The following is a 20,928-nucleotide window of genomic DNA, read 5'->3' on the forward strand; positions in this document are numbered from 1 at the left end:
TTATATTAAGCAGATTTCTTAACCGCCTCTAAAAGTTCGTCTTGACGAGTTTTAAGCGCTTTTGGTAAACGTTCACCAAGTTTGTTGAACAATTCAGTGTGGCTTTCAAGTTCTTTGATCCACTGATCTTTGTCTTGTGAAGTTACAAGATCAAATTGTTCTTTAGTGAAGTCAGAACCAGTCCAGTTTAACTGTTCAAAAGTTGGAACGCGACCAATTGGAGTATCTACAGCCGTTGCACGACCTTCACAACGGTCAATGATCCACTCAAGAACACGCATGTTTTGACCAAAACCAGGCCATACAAAGTTGCCTTCAGCATCACGACGGAACCAGTTTACATTGTAGATACCTGGAAGTTTGTTGCCAGCAGCTTCAGCTTTAGCAGCAACTTGTTCACCAAGCTCTAACCAATGAGAGAAATAGTCAGCCATGTTGTAGCCAGCAAATGGAAGCATCGCAAATGGATCACGACGAACAATACCTTGTTGACCAACAGCAGCAGCAGTTGTTTCAGAACCCATCGTTGCAGCTTTATAAACGCCATCAACCCAGTCAAAAGCTTCTGAGATTAAAGGCACAGTGTCGGCACGGCGACCACCGAAGATGAACGCAGAAATAGGTACACCTGCTGGATTTTCCCAGTCAGCATCAATAGAAGGACATTGACCTGCTGAAACTGTGAAACGCGCATTCGGGTGAGCTGCTTTTTCTTCACCAGTATGTGGTTGACCTTTCCAGTTAGTAAGGTTAGCAGGTGCTTCTTTAGAAAGACCTTCCCACCATACTTCACCGTTGTCATTTACAGCAACGTTGGTATAGATTACATCTTTATGAAGTGTTGCCATACAGTTCGGGTTAGTTTTGGTATTTGTACCAGGCGCTACACCAAAGAAACCAGCTTCAGGGTTGATTGCATATAAGCGACCGTCTTCACCTGGTTTGATCCAAGCAATATCATCACCTACAGTTTCAATTTTCCAACCTTCATAGCCTGCTGGTGGAATCAACATTGCAAAGTTGGTTTTACCACAAGCAGAAGGGAATGCAGCTGCGATGTAATGTTTTTCACCTTGAGGGTTTGTAACACCCAAGATTAACATGTGTTCAGCTAACCAACCTTGTTGACGACCCATAGATGATGCAATACGTAACGCTAAGCATTTTTTACCTAGCAATGCGTTACCGCCGTAACCTGAACCGAAAGACCAGATTTCACGAGTTTCTGGATAATGCACGATATATTTTTCTGGGTTGCAAGGCCAAGCAACATCTTTTTGACCTTCAGCAAGTGGCGCACCAACCGTATGTACGCAAGGGATATATTCGCCATCTGTACCAAGTACATCGTAAACAGCTTTGCCCATACGAGCCATTTTACGCATACTTACTGCTACATAAGGAGAGTCAGTTAATTCAATACCGATATGCGCAATATGAGAACCTAAAGGACCCATAGAGAAAGGAACAACGTACATAGTACGACCTTCCATTGCGCCATCAAACAAACCGTTAAGACGAACACGCATTTCTGCAGGAGCTTCCCAGTTGTTAGTCGCACCAGCATCTTCTTGTTTTTCAGAGCAGATGTATGTACGACCTTCAACACGCGCTACGTCGGACGGATCAGAATTCGCTAAATAAGAACCAGGATGTTTTTCTTGGTTCAAAGCTTGCATAGTGCCGTTAGCGATCATCAAGTCGATATAACGTTGATTCTCTTCTTCGCTTCCGTCACACCATTCAATTTTTGCAGGTTTAGTTAATTTAGCAATTTCTTCAACCCATGCGATGAGCTTGGGATGACGAACGAATTCTGGTGCGTTCACTTGGGTCATGGTGAGGCCTATCTTAAATGTGTACAATTTTGTGTACAAAAAACAATCTAAATGGACGGATATTCCATCTAGATTTAAGTATGAAAAAAAGTGGCTGTATTAAAGCATATATTCATGAAAAAAATAAGACTAAAGGCGTAAAAGATACTTTATTTACTTCATCTTGTAAGTTGTTGATAAATAAGCCGTATAAGCCATAAGTATGGGTAATCTAAACACATTTTTTAAAATTATGTATATTATTTTTATTTTAAATAGTAATAATTAACAAATGTTTATGAATTTTATTCAACTTTCAATTGTTATTGATTAAATGAATGATCATAATTTGAATTTTACATAAAGCTGCTTTTAATTGTTTATAAAATCAGCGAAATTAGAATAAATACTTCAAAATAATCAAACTTATGTCAACTGAACTTAAACCACTTTCCATGATTTATAACGAAAAATCTGGGTTTCATGCGAATAAAAAAGAAGATATTTATGAACAAATGATGACAATTTGGACATCACATGGCTTTGAAATCCAAGTTTTTGATATTTCATCTGAGCCAAACATTCAAAGTTTAATGAAAAAAGTCTTTCAGCGTCATCAGCAATATATGCATCAAGGTGTGATTGTTGCAGCAGGAGGAGATGGCACATTAAATGCCGTTGCTTCGCAAATGTTGCACCAAACTATTCCGATGGGAATTTTACCCATGGGAACATTCAACTATGTGGCAAGAGTTTTAAACATTCCACTTGATTTACTTGAAGCTGCAACGGTCGTTGTCACAGGTGAACCACGAGCATCGCATGTGGCGTGTATTAATGATCAAATTTATTTAAATAATGCAAGCTTAGGACTGTATCCCTTATTTATTAAAAAACGTGAAGAATACAATCGTCGTTTTGGGCGCTTTCCTTTAAATGCGTATACTTCAGGTTTGGATGTTTTAATTCGAGATCGTAAAGAGTTAAAACTAGAAATAGAGGTGGATGGGCAAAAATATCCAGTGAAAACACCTTTAATTTTCTTTGGAAATAATCAGTTGCAGCTTAAAGAGTTGAATTTAAAAATCTCAAAATGTGCAGCAGTTGGAGAAATCGCAGGTGTTGTTCTTGCTAAGGGCGATAAGGTCACTTTATTTAAAACTTTATTGCAAACCATACGAGGTAAATTAGAACAAGCAGCTGATGTGTATAGTTTTGGTGCGCAAAGGGTCATTGTCTATTCAAAAAAGCCTAAACTGACTGTTGCTGTAGATGGTGAGATTGTGAGTATGTCAACTCCGTTAAAATTACATGTTGAAAAAAATGCATTAAATATTATGGTGCCTCATGTTATTGCATCTGTCTGATTTACATTTTGGCACTGAGCGGCAGGAATGTATTCAAGCAATTCAAACTTTTTGCCAAGAGCAACGACCTGAAGTTGTGGTCGTCAGTGGGGATTTAACCCAACGGGCGAAATTTAAAGAATTTTTAGCTTGTCGCCAGTTTTTAGATGGTTTAAAAATTCCATATTTCGTTGTACCTGGTAATCATGATATTCCACTTTATCAACTGTGGAATCGGGTCTTTAGCCCATTTGGTTTATATCAATTATTTTTTGGTAGCCTAGAAAATACTTTAGTAACGGAACATTTTTATTTGATAGGCATGAATAGTATTCGCCGTCGTTATCATACCCGTGGGCATATTTCACTTGAACAAATTCAACATGTGGATGAAATCTTACAAAAAGCACCACAGAACAAATTAAAAATTATTGTTAGTCACCAACCCTTTTATACTTCAAATGAAAATCATCATTTAAAAGATTGTCCAAGCTTAGGAAAGTTTGCCATTAAGGAATGGGGACAACATCAACTCTATGCTTTATTACATGGGCATTTACATTTAGTTGCAGTCTACGATATTAATCGAGAGTTTGAACTAGATTTGCAACAACCTGTTTATGAAGTACATGCAGGAACAGCGATTTCTAAGCGATTGCATAAAAATATGCCAAATAGTTTTAATGTGATTCATTGTGATGGCTCATTTGAACATTATTTTTTTGATGAAATGAGTCAGGTATTTGTGCCCAAAAAATAATTGTTTATGCTTGATGAATGATAAAAATGCATGTGCTTGCCTAAAAATAATACAAAATTTGAAATTTTTTTTAGCTTTCCCCTTGAAGCAATTATTTCCATCCCCACAAAAGTGTCATATCAAAAATTTGTCGATGACCTAGGAATAAGAAGTCATCTTCACCTCGTAATCAATGACATTATTTAATGTCTATGGAGTTAGAAATGAGCAAGATTCGTCCTTTACATGAAAACGTAGTCATTCGCCGTGTAGAAAAGGAAACTAAAACTGCGGGTGGTTTAATCTTGAGTACTTCAGCTGCTGAACAACCAGCTCAAGGTGAAATCATTGCTGTAGGTAACGGCAAAATTACTGACAATGGTGTACGTGCTTTGGATGTAAAAGTAGGCGATAACGTATTATTTGGTGCATATGCTGGTACTAAAGTGAAAGTAGATGGCGAAGAACTTCTAGTCATGAAAGAGTCAGATATTTTAGCGGTACTTGAAGGCTAATTTACGCAGTTCATTGTGGCTTTTTTAAACAAATCAAATTGTTAAAAATTTAAAAATATTTGGAGTTTAGCATGTCAGCTAAAGATGTAAAATTTGGTGATTCAGCGCGTTCAAAAATGATTGCGGGTGTAAATACACTTGCAGATGCAGTAAAAGTAACTTTAGGTCCTAAAGGTCGTAACGTTGTAATTGACCGTTCTTTTGGCGCGCCGCACATCACTAAAGATGGTGTAACTGTTGCTAAAGAAATCACTTTAAAAGACAAGTTCGAAAACATGGGTGCTCAATTGGTTCGTGAAGTTTCTTCAAAAACCAATGACATCGCGGGTGACGGTACAACGACAGCGACTGTACTTGCGCAAGCAATCTTAAACGAAGGGATCAAATCTGTAACTGCAGGTATGAACCCAATGGATTTAAAACGCGGGATCGACCTTGCAGTTAAAGCATTGGTTGCTGAGATCAAAGCAACTGCTAAACCTGCGTCAGATACCAAAGCGATTGAACAAGTGGGTTCGATTTCTGCAAACTCTGACGAAACTGTTGGTAAACTCATTGCTCAAGCAATGGAACGCGTTGGTAAAGAAGGCGTAATCACAGTTGAAGAAGGTTCAGGCTTTGAAGATGCGCTTGACGTTGTAGAAGGTATGCAATTTGACCGTGGTTATATCAGCCCGTACTTTGCCAACAAACAAGATACTTTGACTGCTGAACTTGAAAACCCATTCATTCTGCTTGTTGATAAAAAAATCAGCAATATCCGTGAATTGATTACAGTTTTAGAAGCTGTTGCAAAAACAGGTAAACCGCTTTTAATCATCGCTGAAGATGTTGAAGGCGAAGCATTGGCAACACTTGTTGTGAACAACATGCGCGGTATTATCAAAGTATGTGCAGTTAAAGCGCCTGGTTTTGGTGATCGTCGTAAAGCTATGCTTCAAGACATCGCAATCTTGACTGGCGCAACTGTAATTTCTGAAGAAGTGGGCATGACTTTAGAGCAAGCTTCTCTTCAAGATTTAGGTACAGCACACAAAATCACAGTGTCTAAAGAAAACACTGTAATTGTTGATGGTGCAGGTGATGCAAATCAAATTGCTGAGCGTGTAACTCAAATCCGTGCGCAAATCGAAGAATCAACTTCAGAATATGACAAAGAAAAACTACAGGAACGTGTTGCTAAATTGGCAGGCGGTGTTGCAGTGATCAAAATCGGTGCTGCAACAGAAGTTGAAATGAAAGAGAAAAAAGACCGTGTTGATGATGCGCTTCATGCAACGCGTGCTGCGGTTGAAGAAGGTGTGGTTGCAGGTGGTGGTGTTGCGCTTGTACGTGCAGCAAAAGCACTTGACGGCGTAACTGGTGCAAATGATGATCAAAACGTAGGTGTAAATATTTTACGTCGTGCGATTGAAGCGCCACTTCGTCAAATCGTTGCAAACGCAGGTGATGAGCCTTCAGTTGTGATCAATGCAGTGAAAAATGGTGAAGGTAACTTCGGTTATAACGCTGCAACTTCAGAGTATGGCGATATGCTTGAGATGGGTATTCTTGACCCAGCCAAAGTAACACGTTCTGCACTTGAACATGCTGCATCTGTTGCTGGTTTGATGTTGACTACAGAAGCAATGATCACTGATATTCCTGAAGATAAACCAGCTATGCCTGATATGGGCGGCATGGGTGGTATGGGCGGCATGATGTAATTCATCAGCACAACCATTGATTTAAAAAATCCCCGCTTTTAGCGGGGATTTTTTATGCATACTTAAAAGGTATTGTTTAATAAAAAAGCTTGAAGTAAATCAAAATTTGATTTAATTTGTAGAGGAAATTTTAAGAATTTTTTAATTTAATAATAAAAAAGAGAGGTGCCACTTGAACTCACTTAAAGATAATGATCAATTAACCACAATTCATAAAGATGAATTAAAACATTTATATGCAATGATTGTTGAGAACTTAAATAAAATTAAGAAATTGGAGTCGGAAAATATGTACTTAAAGTTACAGCTACGGGAATCAAAAATAGAAAGTCTTACAGTAAACTATCAATTAAGTCCATAATGAGCTGCTGTTGTTTTGGAGCAAGTCGCTGAAATTTAGCATCAATAGATGAAAGGTACATGTGTTGGCTACCTGAAAATTCAGAAGATTGCTGTCCAAATCTTAGCCACTCACTACTCACCTGTAACCATACTGCTAAAATTTGTAGTTTTTCTTGGCTAGGGATAGCATTTCCATTTAACCAATTATGTGCTGTTTGTGTACTAATCGGTGAACCTGAATAACGTAGGTTAAATTCTCTACATAAGAAAGTGGGACCACAAGAATAATTAAGGTTCTCTAGACTTGATTTTAGTCGTTCACTAAATGCTTTTTTTTCATTAATTTTATCCATAATCAAGTGAAAAATCCTTTAAAAATATACGTTAGGAGATATTTGTAAAATAAAAACTTTTTTAATTATAAGAACATAAGATGAAAAAACCAAGATTTGTATACAAAAAGATAAAAAACTATTTGAAAATATTAACTTATTGTTAATTAGATATTTAACTTATAAAGATATAAGAAAATAAAAACCACATATCAAGTAATATTTAAATATTCCATCAAGTTTTGATTGATAAAAATATAAAGCAATATTAGAATCCTCCATGGGAAACAAAAAATGTCTAACTTCTACAATAAATACTTATTAGAAGTTATATGTGCTTGAACAACGTTGATATAAAAGTATTCAGCAGGATTTATATATGAAATTAGTAATGAAAAAAACTTCACTTGCACTTGCAATTGCAACTTTATCTAGCGCAACAATCGCTGCCGATTATAGCTATCGTCCAGCAACGGATACAAAACTAGGGGCATATGATCAAACAAGTGGTACTGTAGATACCAAAGGCAATCCACTAACAACTGAAATAGCGAATAGTGATAAAATTGAATCTGCTACTGCAAAAGTGGCTGGTAAAAAAGTTGAAGATAATGGTGTTAATTATCAACAATATGCTTATACAGAAACACGTAAAGGTGAAGTAGCGACATCAAGTACGACAACCAATGACAAAGTTACTGATGCAAATACTCAACTCAGCCGTTCAGAAGTGATTTCACAAAATACTCAACAAAGTGGTTTAGTAACTCGTACTGCAAATACACGTGTGCAGCTAAATGATAAAGGTGCAGAGGTTAAAGATTCTGAACAACGTACAAAAGATAGTTCTTTTGAATTCAGTGCTGATGACTTAGCTAAAGTAAATAATGCAATCAAACAAAGTTATTATAATAAAACTGTAAATACAGCTTACACATCAGCTGATGCACGTGCAACGTCTCGTGAATCACAAACTAAAGTTACAGATTTAAAATCTGAAGCAAAACGTGATGCGAATGGTAAAGAAATCGCAGGACAGTTTATTAGTACTGGTACTGTGGCACGTGAAACAAATACTAGTGATATTAACTTTAAGTCAAAAGTTAACACAGCTGGAAAAAATGTAAGCCAAGATACAGCTGGTCGTCTTTCAGTTTCTGAAAACAGTGTAACTTCTGAAACAGTAAATACTGATTATGCTCATAATGAGAAAGGTGAAGTTGCAGGTTATAGCTTAAGTGCTGACAAGAAGTCTTTAGATGAGTCTAAAGTTGTTAATACTAAAACAGCGTTTACAGACAAAAGTACAAGCTATGATGATGTTGCTGCATTAAAAGTAGATGAAAGTTCAACATCTAAAACAGAACAAACGTCAACTTCATTACTTGATAACTTTAATTATGTAAATAATTCGACTTCTTCAGACTCGAATAAAGAATATAAAGATGGTTTAAGTAATTTAGCTTTTGAACGTTCTTCAAGTTCTACGACAAAATTAACAAATCGTGAATTTGTTAAAAATGCTAAAGGTGAGTATGTTTTAACCAATGGTAAACCAACTGTAGCATTTACAACTGCAACTGAAACATCAAATGAAAGTTTTGATTCAGAATACCAGCCAACACAATATACGGCTGGTAAAAACCAAGGTAAAGATTATGAAATCTTGAATAATGGCGGCTCTACACGTTATACAGATTCAGCAGTACAAAAATCTGTTGATAAATCATCATCTAGCGAAACTAAAACTTATGCTGATGGTTTCGTAGCACATACTAAAACGACTTCAAATGATTCTGCTGACTATAAACGTAGCCAACAAGAAAATATTGAAGTTAACCGTGTGTTAGTTGATCAAGCAACGTTTGACAGCAAGCAGTTAGGAACTAAAAATGTTGGTTCAATTGTAACTAAGCCAGGCAGTGAGTCGACATTTAAAGCGGGTACTGTTGCTCTAACTATTGAAGATTCAATTAATGACCAAATTGGTTCAACTAATAATATCCAAATTAATGATATAAATGGACACATTGTACTTAACCAAGGTAAAGAGATCACAGAAGACCAGATTCAATCTTGGAAAGATGAAAATGGTAAGCAACGTTATTATGTTGTACTTGGTAAAGATCTAGATGGTAATGATATTCGTAGTGAAGTTACGTTTACGAATGGTAAAGGTGATGAAACACAAGATATCAAAGTAGCTACAGTTGTTACTAGCAAATCATCTCATGACTATAAAGAAAATGTAGATCATAGCAATACTACTGTTTATGATTTAAATGCAAAAGAATCAAATGAAAGTGCAACGACATCAAAAGATGGCAAAATCGTTTATGATTCAAGCAAGGGATCAAAAGAAGAAACTGTTAAGTTATATGCGACTGGTAAAAATGCTTTAGATCGTGAAACAACACAAGCATATAATAAAGAAAGTACACATACGAACTATGAACTAGATTCAAAAGGTAATGTAGTTGTATTGGGTGTAGATACTGAGTCAAGTTCAGGTAAAGCATCTTTACAGCAATATCAAGCTGGTCAAGAAAAAGTGTGGAGTTCTACTTCTACAGCAGCAAAAAACAATCAGTCTACAGATGCGAAGGGTAATGTTACTGCGTATGACAAATCTGATAGTTCGCTTGCAGCAACACAATATGCTGAAGGTAAGAATACTCTTGATCGTACAATTGCAACGAATGCAAACGCATCTAAAAAAGAATCAGGTCTTATTGATCTTGTAAATACACCATATTATGGCGTAGACGAAGATGGTAAAGCTTTATCAGCAACGAATGGTGTTCTTGCTAAAGACGAATTAGGTCGAGATGTGGTTTCACGTCAAGAACCTAAAACTGCATCAATTGAAGCTGTTCGTGAAACAACTGGTGCTAAAAAGGTAGATGAAAATGTTTATCAAACAGGTGCTGTAGCTTATAAAAAATCTGAACAAGCTTCTTCTAGCTTAAAAGATACTTATAAAGATGGCACTGTTGTTACTCAAACGAATAAGTCTACAGATGATGTAACACTTTATAATCATGGTCAAAGTGATAAATATCGTGATTCTGTAAAAACAAATTCACAAGAAGGCAGTGGAAAAACTTATGAGCTAAATGCGAAAGGTGAAGCTGTTGTTGCAGAGACGTATGAATATACTGACAATGCAAAAACAACTGCTGTAAATTACCAAGAAGGTAAAAATGCATTAACTAGTTCAACAATTACAGAGTCTAATGGAACTGAAAAAGTTGTAACAGATGCTAGAACAACAGCATCTAAAGGTTCTGCTAAGGCTGAAGATCTTATATATCAAGCAGATCAAAAAATTGAAACAGAGAAAAAAGCTGAGTCTAATTTTGAAACTGTAGTAAGTAACAAAGACAAGTCTGGTTATACATACACGCAAGCAACGAAAGCACATAATGTTGTAAATAACACAGATATGGGCTTGTTGGCATCACAAGATGTGAAACAAACAAATACTTCTGAGCGTACAGAAGCATTAAAACAAACTGGTACTGACGGTAAAACGACAGATATTAGTATTACACGTGGTAGCGATGTAACCCAACGTACAGATGAAAGTGCTACTGCAAAAGTTTATGGCTCTGAAACGATTACGGCAGCAGATGGTGGAAAAACTGTAGTTGCTAAAACACAAACTTCGGTAGCAGATAAGTTCAATACTTTTGAGTCAGATACTATTAATCGTACTGAAACTAAAGTTGCAGCGGACAAAACTTCTACAGCAAAATCTGAAACTCGTGTAGATAATGTTCAAGGTATTACATTAACTGAAGAAAAAATTACAACAGATGCTGCTGGTAAAGCAACAACTACAGTTGTAGGTTCTACTTCAATTAAAGCTGGTGAAATCAAAGTTGGTGATGTTACGATCAATGCTGATAAAGGCTTAAATGCTGGTAATAAAGTAATCGGTAATGTTGCAAATGGTGTTGTTGACTCTGATGCTGCAAATATGGGGCAAGTTCGTTCATTTGCATCTGATTTGAATCGTCGTGTAGATGATGTTGAATCAACCGCTTATCGTGGTATCGCAATTGCATTAGCTGCTCAACAACCAGTTCCTAATATCCAACCAGGTCAGTTTGCTGTGTTTGGTGGTGTAGGTCACTATGAAGGTGAATCAGCAGGTGCTTTAGGTGTAACTACAGTATTTGGTGATGGTCGTACATCTCTAAGTGGTGCAATCGGTGTTGCTGGTGGTAGCGAAGTTGGCGGTCGAATTGGTGTATCTTACGTATTTGGTGGCAAATAATTAAGTTTTTCATCTAAAATAAAAAAATCCTCGCTTCATGCGGGGATTTTTTATGGATAAAAATAATTCATTGATTTTTTTTAAATATATTTTTGTTGCCAAATAAATTGGGTAAGACTATTGTTTGGTATTTTCTCAATCTGTATTGCAAGGTTCACATTCATTTGTATAGATGGTGCCTCATTTTAAAGAAAGAAGATATTCTGCAAGACAATAAAAAATTCTTTATTAAAAATGAAAGGCTAAGTTTCGTAAGATATTTAGATCAGCTTCGTTCAACGGTGACATCCATGTCTTGTGTGATAGTGCTGTTTAGTTAAGTTCTAAATTTATCAGACGTTTAGATTTTAATGGAAAATGGGATCAAAATTTTTATAAAAATAAAATAATACACCATGTACTAAAAATAATAGACAGAGCAACAAACTGTGCTGCGCTCCCCATATCTTTTGCATTTTTTGAAAGTGGATGTTGCTCTAAAGAGATACGGTCTACAACAGCCTCTAGTGCCGAATTAAATAATTCAACAATAATAGCAAAGAGGCAGACAGCAACCATTAATGCTTGTTCAATAGCACTAATATCTAAAAAAAAAGTGATTGGAATAAGAATAATATTTAAAAAAATAATTTGCCGAAAAGCAGCTTCATTTTGGTAAGCAGCTTTAAATCCAGCTAAAGAATAGCCTGTTGCATTTAGGATGCGTTTAAAACCAGTTTTACCTTTTTGGGGAGAATAGAGACTCATAAGTTTGGAAAATAATAAGAATAGTTTGAATTATCATAGTTTAAGCTTAAATGAGCATTAATTTGAATTTTACTGGCTTTTAAAAGGAAAAATTGCTCAATACGATTTGATGTATTGAGCAAAATAGATTATTTGAGAGATGGATTCGCTTTTTGATAGTTCGTTAAGGCTTTACGTCCTAAAGCAGGATCATCGGTAAATACGCCATCAACGCCTGCTTTAAAGTACATTTCAAACTCTTTTTCTGCACCAGATTCACAACGCTGAGCAGCATCAATTTCTGCTTGGCTACATTTTAAATTTGGTGCTAAAAAATGATTTTCAGGGCGGAAGGTATAAGGATGAACTTTTAAGTTGACAGCATGCGCATTTTTAACAAAGTCTGAAGGTGCAGTAAATGTGTCATTAAAAATATAAGGTTTCCATGGTCCAACACCATCTGCATATAACGAGACTGTTTTTAAACCTTGTGCTGTTGCCATGTCTGCATAAGTAGTTTGGTTTTTTTGTTCTTTAAAGTCAGCAGGTTGTGCAGTTTTTTCATCATAAAGTTGGATGATTTTCGCATGTTTTAAACTTTTATGTAGTGTAAGCTGGTCTTTTAAATATTTTAGATTGCTGACCTCAAATGATTGTAGATAAATAGGGGCAATATCACGTGTATATTCATATTTTGCTAATGTTTTGAGTAACGTATCTTCCATCGCCAAATTTTGTTTTTGGAAATAAGTTGGATGCTTAGTTTCTATATATAAACCAATAATTTTACCTGTTTTTTTATAGTTTTGATCAGCAAGTTCAATGATTTGCTCTAAGGTTGGAATGGCAAATTGATCATTATATTGAGTATTTGCTGGGCGTTCTTTAGGAATACGCTCACGTGCTTTAATTTGATTTAATTCACTTAAAGTAAAATCTTCGGTAAACCAACCTGTCAGTGATGTACCATCAATAATTTTGGTTTTTTTACGGTCGGCAAATTGACTAAGTGTACTGATATTTGATGTGCCGCCAATTTCATTTTCGTGACGAGCAACTAAAACACCGTCTTTTGTTGATACGAGATCAGGTTCGATAAAGTCTGCACCATCATCAATCGCTTTTTGATATGAAGCTAAAGTATGCTCAGGACGTAAAGCACTTGCGCCACGATGTCCTACAATAATGATTTTAGGTTCTTGATACTCGGTTTTAGGAGGTGATGAATAGTCATCATCATTGTCATCATTGCATGCGGTTAATGCTGCTAAAAGGCTGAAACTCAGTACAGTTTTTTTAATCATGATTCGCTCTATTGTTTTGTTTGTGTCATTGCAATGTGCTCGATCTTTTTTGCAGAATAATGAAAAAGTATTTTGAGTTACAAAAGATAATTTTTAAGTTTCTACATATTTTCTTCTTATTTCACTTTAAGCGCAGTTTTTCTGTTATTAGTTCTTGTTTTTTTTAGTTAAGTCACAGAATATCCATATAAATGGATTTCATTATAAAGACATTACACCTTTATATTTATCTGATACAGAATCTAATCTGATGCTCTCAAAATTTTTTATTTTTCGTCCAATTTTTGCTTTTGTTCTTGCTATTTTCGTGATGGCAATTGGTTTTTTTGCATTATTAAATTTGCCCGTTGAGCGTTATCCTGACATAGCCCCACCACGTATTGCGATTAGTACAACATATTCGGGAGCAGATGCAGAAACAGTTGAAGAAAGTGTAACGCAAGTTTTAGAACAACAAATCAAAGGCTTAGATCATTTACTTTACTTTAGTTCAAGTAGTGATTCGACGGGGCGTAGTCGAATTAATATTAGTTTTGAAAATGGTACAGATCCTGATACAGCACAAGTTCAGGTTCAAAACTCGATTAATAGTGTGATTAATCGTTTGCCAGAAGATGTTCAACGGCAAGGTGTTAATGTTTTTAAATCGTTAGGCGATACTCATATGGTGATTGGGCTATATGATGAAAGTCGTCGTAGTAATAATATTGAGCTATCAGATTATTTGTCTGCACATTTAGAATCTGAGTTAGCGCGAGTCGAAGGGGTCGGTGAAGTAGATGTTTTTGGTTCACAATTTGCGATGCGTATTTGGCTAGATCCCAATAAACTCACACAATATAAGTTAATTCCTAGTGATATTCAAAAAGCTGTAGAAGCACAAAATACTCAAGTAGCAGCAGGAGGAATTGGTGATTTACCAACAGCAGAAACACAGTATTTAAGTGCTAAAGTCACATCAGGGACACGCCTAAAAACGGTTGAAGAATTTAATGACATTATTGTGAAATCGACTCAATCAGGCGGTTTTGTTTATTTAAAAGATGTAGCACGTGTTGAAATTGGTGCTGAAAATTATCAAGCTTATAACACGATTAATGGTTTTCCTTCTGCTGGAATGGCAATTTCTTTAGCCTCAGGGGCGAATGCGATAGAAGCGTCGAAATTGATTGAGCAAACAGTTACGCATTTATCTAAGCAATTACCACAAGGCTATAAACTGGTCTATCCTCGTGACAACACACCTTTTGTGCAAGAGTCCATCAAAGAAGTCGTTAAAACTTTATTTGAGGCGATTTTGCTGGTCATTATTGTGATGTTTCTCTTTTTACAAAATTGGCGAGCGACTTTAATTCCAGCAATGACTGTACCAGTTGTGTTGTTAGGCACGATGGCTGTGTTATATGTTTTTGGAATGAGTATCAACACTTTAACTTTATTTGCTTTGGTTTTGGCGATTGGTTTGTTGGTTGATGATGCCATTGTTGTTGTTGAGAATGTTGAGCGATTAATGCATGAAAAGGGTTTGGATGCCAAACAAGCTTCTATTGAGTCTATGCAGGAAATCAGTGGTGCTTTGATTGGGATCACACTAGTTTTAACAGCTGTATTTGTTCCAATGGCATTTTTTGGCGGTTCTACAGGTGTAATTTATCGGCAGTTTTCAGTGACGCTGGTGACCGCTATGGCAATTTCATTGGCTGTGGCATTGATTTTAACACCTGCATTATGTTCTTTGATGTTAAAACCGACTGCAAAACCTTACCGTTGGGCGGTGCGTTTTAATAATTTTTTAGAGACTATAAAAAATAAATATATTGCTATTGCACAAATAACGATTCAACATAAATTAATCACTTTAGTTATTGCTATAGGTTTAATTGGTACTTTTACATTAATTTATAAAGCTTTACCAACGAGCTATTTACCTAGTGAAGATCAAGGCACACTAAGCTTACAAATTACTTTACAAGATAATGCACCAATGTCTAAAGCGATTGAGGTTGGTGAAAATGTTCGACGTTACTTTTTAGAGCATGAAAAAGAAAATGTTGATTTGGTGATGTTACGTTATGGGCGTAATCGTGCAGGAACGGGACAACATTTAGCACAAGGTTTTGTTAAGTTAAAACCTTGGGATGAGCGTACAGGTCAAGCAAATAGTGCAACGGCTATTCGTGAGCGTGCAAGTCAATATTTTCGTAAAAGCAGTATAGCTGCTTCAGTGATGATCAATATGCCTCCTGTGGTGAATGGTTTAGGAGATACCAATGGCATTGCAGTTTGGTTTCGTGATATTGATGGGCAAGGTCGTGATGCTTTAGCACAGAAATTTAATGCTTTAAAAGAAACATCACAACATGCGATGCATTATGAAAATTTAGATAAAAAAGCCTTACCTGATAAAGCAAATTTACAAGTTAAAATTGATCAAAAAGCAGCAATGGCATCAAATTTGTCGCTTACTGATATTAATAGCACCATGTCAGCAGCGTTGGGAAGTAAGTATATTAATGATTTTATTGATCGTGGTCGGATTAAAAAAGTCATTATGCAAGGGGATGCTCCTTATCGTGCCAAACCTGAAGATTTACAGTATTGGTCAGTGCGTAATAGTTTGAATGAAATGGTGCCATTTAGTAGCTTTTCTGAGGTCAGTTGGTCAGGCGCACCTGAAGTTGTTAATCGTTTTAATGGTTATGCTGCATTGGAGCTAGAAGCAGATAAGGCAAAAGCATCAAGTACAGGTCAAGCTATGCAAGAAATTGATGATCAAGTCAGTCAAATTTCGGGTGTAGATTTGGCATGGAGTGGTGTTGCTTTTGAAGAAAAGCAAACGAGTAATCAGGCATTATTATTATATTTAGTCTCGATTGGTTTTATTTTTTTATGCTTAGCAGCACTTTATGAAAGTTGGTCTATTCCAACAGCAGTGATGAGTGCTATTCCTTTAGGAATTGGCGGTAATATTTTATTTAGTTATTTTGCTGGTTTTCCAAATGACATTTATTTTCAAATTGCACTGCTCACTACAATCGGTCTATCGTGCAAAAATGCCATTTTAATTGTTGAGTTTGCTGCATTAGCTCAAGAAAAAGGGCAAAGTGTTGTACAAGCTGCTTTAGAAGGAGCAGGGCTTCGTTTACGCCCAATTTTAATGACTTCACTGGCATTTGGTGCGGGTATTGTACCTCTGGTTTTTGCTTTTGGTGCAGGTGCAGCAAGTCGCCAAGAAATTGGTGTGAGTGTTTTAGGTGGTGTTATTTTTGGTACGGTATTAGTTCTTGTTTTTATTCCATTTATGTATGTTATGGTACGTTCAATTTTTAAGTTAAAAGCAAAAACATAATCAATTTTTCACGATAAAATTTTAAAAATTGCTCACTTTGATGGGCAATTTTTGCTTTTATCATCAATTTATGTGAATTTGTTTGCTTTACCAAAAGCGAGCATTTTATGATATAGCAAAATAATGAGTATTATCGGTATGCAATTATCTTCTCAACTTATTGTTAATTTAGAACAAGCCATTCAAGATCATAATATTGAGGAGATTAAGCGTTTAATTAAACAGGTCAATCATGCGGATCTTGCTGATGTATTGGCAACATTAAGCTTTGATGTTCAAGTAAAATTAATTGAATATTTACCACATGCAGCTTATGTTTTTGAATTTTTAAGTTTAGAGCAGCAGCTTGAGATTGCAGAGCAATTACCGACATCTCAGTTAGTACAATTAATTTCTGAAATGCATTCGGATGATCGTACAGATTTATTTAAAGCATTGTCTAAAAACTTAAAAAATGAAGTATATGCTCAATTAGACCCTCAGATACAACAACAAATTCAACAACTTGCTCAATATGCTGAAGAGTCAGCAGGGGCAATAATGAGTTCAGATTTTGTGGCTTTGTCACCAAATTTGACAATACCACAAGCCATTGAACAGATTCGTCAGCAAGCGTCTGACCGTGAAACCTTATATCTTATTTATATTGTAGATCAAGCCTCAAAGTTGTTGGGCGTGGTGTCTTTACGTGAAATTATTTTAGCGGAACCTACAAAGCGCATAGCAGATATTATGACGACTGATTTGGTGGTGGGGGCAGTACATGAAGATCAAGAGAGTATTGCGCAAAAACTTAGTCATTATGATTTTATTGCATTGCCTATTTTAGATGATGAGCAACATTTATTAGGAATCGTCACCTATGATGATGCGATGGATGTCGCACAAGAAGAAATGACGGAGGATTTTTTAAAATCTAGCGCGGTCAGTAGTTCACCCAAAATGAGCATTAAAACTGCTCCCATTTTTTTCTTATATAAAAAACGCGTATTTTGGTTGGTGATTTTGGTATTTGGTAGTTTGTTATCTGGAATTGGGATTTCACACTTTGAAGATATTATTTCAGCCAATATTGTTTTGGTGTTTTTCTTGCCTTTATTGGTGGGCAGTGGAGGAAATGCAGGCTCTCAATCAGCAACTTTAATGGTACGTGCGCTTGCAATGGGAGATGTACAATTAAAGGATTGGATGTATTTAATTGGACGCGAAACTTTAGTGGCTCTATGTCTAGGCGGCACGATGGCATTTGCTGTGTCTATTTTGGGTTATATCCGAGGTGATGCAATGGTCGCATTGGTTCTAGCATTGAGTATGATGGGGATTGTCTTATTAGGCTGTTTGATTGGAATGAGTTTACCCTTTATTTTAAATCGCTTAAAACTTGATCCTGCAAGTGCTTCAGCACCGTTAGTCACGTCTATTTGTGATGCGACAGGTGTAATTGTCTACTTATTTATAGCGTCTATTTTGCTGGGGCAAGTTGCTGTATAAACATAGATAAAATTGAAAGTTAAATATTAAATTCATACACAATATACGGAATTTAATCGTTATGATTTTAATGTAAGATTTGGATTAGGTTATTACTCAAATATGAGCACAGAAAAAAAACTATCAACTCAAGAAGTCATTCGACTTGAACGTGATTTAGCCAAATTTGCCAATATGATGGATTCTGTTGTACGTATTCCATTTACTAAGCAGGGGGTAGGAGCTGATGCCGCACTGAGTACAATTCCTGTTGCAGGTGATGTTGCTGGGTTTGTATTGACCTGCTATGCGATTTATAAAGCGAAGCAATTGGGTGTACCACAAACGAAATTAAATGGTGTGATGAAATTGGCTGTAATGGATGCGGTTGTCGGTTTTGTGCCAGTTGTGGGGACAGTATTTGATATTTTTATCCGTCCTAGCCGTAAAGCTTTAGATGTTGTGCATGAGCATATTCAGACTGAATATCAAATTAAAACAGAAGATCATGTGATTCATCCATTTTTACATGAACGTCTAGAACAAAAACAACAAAATTCGGCATTTTGGCGTAATCCTGTCGTGGCTTGGTTTTGGTTACATATTCCTGATCTTTTAGGCATATTTGTCTTAATCATGATTGGCTTGGCAATGTGGTTGGGTTTAACTATGCTGTGGGATTGGTATCAAGCGTGGAAAGCACATTCAGCATAAAATCTTAAATAAATTGAATAGATTGGAAAATATTTGAGTTGTTGAAAAAAATAAAGCCTCAATAAGTTAAGGCTTTATTGTTAAATTTTGGAACGTAGTGATTAAATTATGGTACATTCAACTGACGTAAGGCAGCGACACGTTGTTCAATACTAGGATGTGTTTGAAATAATGCAGCTAAACTAAAGCCTTGTTCTTTACCTTCAGTAATGGCAAAGGCTTTCATTTCTTTAGGCATTTGATCAGGCATTTCTGATTCTGATTGCAAACGAAGTAAAGCAGAAATCATCGCTTCTTTACCTGCTAAACGTGCACCTGCTTCATCCGCACGATATTCACGGTGGCGAGAGAACCACATCACAATCGCAGATGCTAAAATACCAAAGACAATATCTAATACAATCGTAATGACAAAATATGCAATTCCTGGAGCTTCACCATCTTCACGACCAAAAATATTACGGTCGATAAAGTCACCAACAACACGAGCAAAGAACATGACAAAGGCATTCACTACACCTTGGATTAAAGATAGAGTGACCATGTCACCATTTGCAACGTGACCAATTTCATGTGCAATAACAGCACGTAACTCATCTTTATTCATACGTTCTAATAAACCAGATGAAACAGAAACAAGCGCATTGTTTTTGTTCCAACCCGTTGCAAAAGCATTAGATTGATAAGATGGGAAAATACCTACATCTGGCATTTGAATACCAGCGCGTTGAGAAAGTTGAGCAACCTCTTGGAGTAACCAGACTTCAGCTTGATTACGTGGAGCATTAGGATCAATTAATTCTGTACCTGTTGTTTTTAACGCCATCCATTTAGACATGAACAGTGAGATGAGAGAACCCACCATACCAAAGACAAAACAGATAACCATTAGGTTGCCTAAGTTTAGACCGCCAGCGCCGTGGTAACTACCAACACCTAAAACAGATAGGATAATGCCAGCTACAACCAGTACCGCGAGGTTGGTAAGCAAAAACAAACCAATCCGCATCATCGAGAACATCCTCATAATAATAAAATAATGTGATTTATAAATTATAAACCTATGGGGAATATGAGGATTAATATGTGAAAATTCAAGAAGAATTGAAAAAATCTATACCCATTAATTTGCTTTGATTCTGCAATGAGTAGAGTGAAGTTAGTAAAATAGTCAAAATAATTCGACTATTTTTCAGTATTTCTCTTATCAAGAGAAATACTTTTATTTTTAGATTATTTATTTAAGAAATCATTGTAAACACAGTTTTTAATTGGATATATAGATGCGTGCAGAAGCTGTTGCATTATTGGTCGAATAAGAACCCGCAGGAGCATCAGTAAAAGTACCATCACTTGCAACAATAATCTGTCGTTGTGGGTATTTAGGTGTTGTAACCGTTGCTTCACTGTTTGAATTGTAGTTGTTGGATTGGGCGATCACTTGACCTTGAGGTGCTGTATTATTGTTGCTATTACTGGTTGAACTCGTGCTAGCACTTAAGCCCGTTCCATTTGAATACAAATTATTATAACGACTTGAAACACGTCTTACATAATCTTGTGTTTCACGAAATGGCGGAATACCGCCATATTTATCAACATTACCTTCACCAGCATTGTAGGCTGCTAGGGCTAAATTGGTATTACCTTTAAAGCGTTTTATCAGCCAACTGAGGTATTTAGCACCACCGAAAATATTTTGTTGAGGATCATAAGAATTAGAAACATTAAAACGGCGTGCAGTTGCTGGCATTAATTGCATCAAGCCTTGAGCACCTACAGGTGAGCGTGCATTTGCATTAAAGCCAGATTCGGTATGCATGACGGCTTTAATTAGACCTTCAGAAACACCATGTGTTGCTGCGGCTTGTTGAATAATATGGTCATATGCATTTTTATTACGGTTATAGCTTGGTAAAACGGATGCTTCAGAGCTTCCCCAGTTGCTATAACTGTGAATATTACTGTCTGGATAATAAGTGACTTTCACTTTTTGTAATGAGCTATCTGAACTTTTTTTGTTGGTCAGTAAAGTACTTCCTTGTTGGTCTTTATAAATATAAATTTGCCCAGCAAAGCTTGATGACGTAAATACACTAAAACTGATGCAACCTAATAAAAAAGTAGATCTGCGGATGAAATTTTTCATTGTAATATTATATTTTTCCCCAATTCTTTTGGAGTTTAACAAAGTTCATCATGAAGTAAAACCTTGAATTGATTTTTATCAAGGCAAATAGAAAAAATCAAGTGCTATTTGATCTGCATTTAAGCAAAAAAAAAATT

Annotated in this window: 14 protein-coding genes; 8 read left to right on the forward strand and 6 right to left on the reverse strand. The window is 36.1% G+C overall.

The annotated features are described in order from the left end of the window. Positions 1-5 precede the first annotated feature (5 nt). The gene (locus HX005_RS06410; protein WP_286376705.1) at positions 6-1,838 is read right to left on the reverse strand and encodes a phosphoenolpyruvate carboxykinase (GTP); all 1,833 of its coding nucleotides are present in this window, start codon (positions 1,836-1,838) and stop codon (positions 6-8) included. A gap of 407 nt (positions 1,839-2,245) precedes the next feature. Here HX005_RS06410 and HX005_RS06415 point away from each other — a divergent pair, with 407 nt between their 5' ends. The 4 genes from HX005_RS06415 to groL all read left to right on the forward strand — a co-directional run bounded on the left by HX005_RS06415 (position 2,246) and on the right by groL (position 6,123). Then, positions 2,246-3,184, forward strand: a complete 939-nt coding sequence (locus HX005_RS06415; RefSeq protein WP_286376706.1) for a diacylglycerol/lipid kinase family protein — start codon at positions 2,246-2,248, stop codon at positions 3,182-3,184. Next, positions 3,165-3,923 carry a metallophosphoesterase family protein gene (locus tag HX005_RS06420; RefSeq protein ID WP_286376707.1) on the forward strand — a complete coding sequence of 253 codons (759 nt, stop codon included), beginning with the start codon at positions 3,165-3,167 and terminating at the stop codon, positions 3,921-3,923. Before HX005_RS06415 ends, HX005_RS06420 begins: the two co-directional genes overlap by 20 nt. Positions 3,924-4,126: 203 nt before the next feature. After that, positions 4,127-4,417, forward strand: coding sequence for a co-chaperone GroES (locus HX005_RS06425; protein ID WP_107007039.1), 291 nt, complete (start codon positions 4,127-4,129; stop codon positions 4,415-4,417). A 71-nt stretch (positions 4,418-4,488) separates the two neighbouring features. After that, positions 4,489-6,123 carry a chaperonin GroEL gene (groL, locus tag HX005_RS06430; RefSeq protein ID WP_286376708.1) on the forward strand — a complete coding sequence of 545 codons (1,635 nt, stop codon included), beginning with the start codon at positions 4,489-4,491 and terminating at the stop codon, positions 6,121-6,123. 332 nt (positions 6,124-6,455) lie between these two features. Here the strand turns inward: groL and HX005_RS06435 are convergent, their stop codons facing one another. Continuing rightward, positions 6,456-6,818, reverse strand: coding sequence for a hypothetical protein (locus tag HX005_RS06435; protein WP_286376709.1), 363 nt, complete (start codon positions 6,816-6,818; stop codon positions 6,456-6,458). Positions 6,819-7,176: 358 nt separating this feature from the next. On the opposite strand from HX005_RS06435, the gene HX005_RS06440 reads away from it, so the two are divergent. After that, the gene (locus tag HX005_RS06440) at positions 7,177-11,079 is read left to right on the forward strand and encodes a YadA-like family protein (protein WP_286376710.1); all 3,903 of its coding nucleotides are present in this window, start codon (positions 7,177-7,179) and stop codon (positions 11,077-11,079) included. A 372-nt stretch (positions 11,080-11,451) separates the two neighbouring features. On the opposite strand, the gene HX005_RS06445 is transcribed toward HX005_RS06440, so the two are convergent. Next, positions 11,452-11,826: a diacylglycerol kinase gene (locus HX005_RS06445; protein ID WP_107007042.1), complete on the reverse strand. Its 375-nt coding sequence runs from the start codon at positions 11,824-11,826 to the stop codon at positions 11,452-11,454. Between the two features lie 128 nt (positions 11,827-11,954). Further along, entirely contained in the window at positions 11,955-13,109 is a 1,155-nt protein-coding gene (locus HX005_RS06450; RefSeq protein ID WP_286376711.1) for a glycerophosphodiester phosphodiesterase, read from the reverse strand. A gap of 250 nt (positions 13,110-13,359) precedes the next feature. Between HX005_RS06450 and HX005_RS06455 the strand changes: the two genes are divergently transcribed. From HX005_RS06455 to HX005_RS06465, 3 genes are all read left to right on the forward strand, one after another. After that, positions 13,360-16,458 (forward strand): multidrug efflux RND transporter permease subunit, encoded by a 3,099-nt coding sequence (locus HX005_RS06455; RefSeq protein WP_286376712.1) that lies wholly within the window; start codon positions 13,360-13,362, stop codon positions 16,456-16,458. Between the two features lie 138 nt (positions 16,459-16,596). Next, positions 16,597-17,949, forward strand: coding sequence for a magnesium transporter (gene mgtE, locus HX005_RS06460; RefSeq protein WP_286376713.1), 1,353 nt, complete (start codon positions 16,597-16,599; stop codon positions 17,947-17,949). Positions 17,950-18,051: 102 nt separating this feature from the next. Beyond that, positions 18,052-18,642, forward strand: a complete 591-nt coding sequence (locus HX005_RS06465) for a DUF4112 domain-containing protein (RefSeq protein ID WP_286376714.1) — start codon at positions 18,052-18,054, stop codon at positions 18,640-18,642. A gap of 106 nt (positions 18,643-18,748) precedes the next feature. On the opposite strand, the gene htpX is transcribed toward HX005_RS06465, so the two are convergent. Continuing rightward, positions 18,749-19,654 carry a protease HtpX gene (gene htpX / locus HX005_RS06470; protein ID WP_107007047.1) on the reverse strand — a complete coding sequence of 302 codons (906 nt, stop codon included), beginning with the start codon at positions 19,652-19,654 and terminating at the stop codon, positions 18,749-18,751. Between the two features lie 255 nt (positions 19,655-19,909). Continuing rightward, entirely contained in the window at positions 19,910-20,791 is an 882-nt protein-coding gene (locus HX005_RS06475) for a lytic transglycosylase domain-containing protein (RefSeq protein WP_286376715.1), read from the reverse strand. Positions 20,792-20,928 lie beyond the last annotated feature (137 nt).

The organism is Acinetobacter sp. R933-2 (assembly GCF_030325485.1).
In the GTDB taxonomy this organism is placed as follows: Bacteria; Pseudomonadota; Gammaproteobacteria; order Pseudomonadales; family Moraxellaceae; genus Acinetobacter; species Acinetobacter sichuanensis.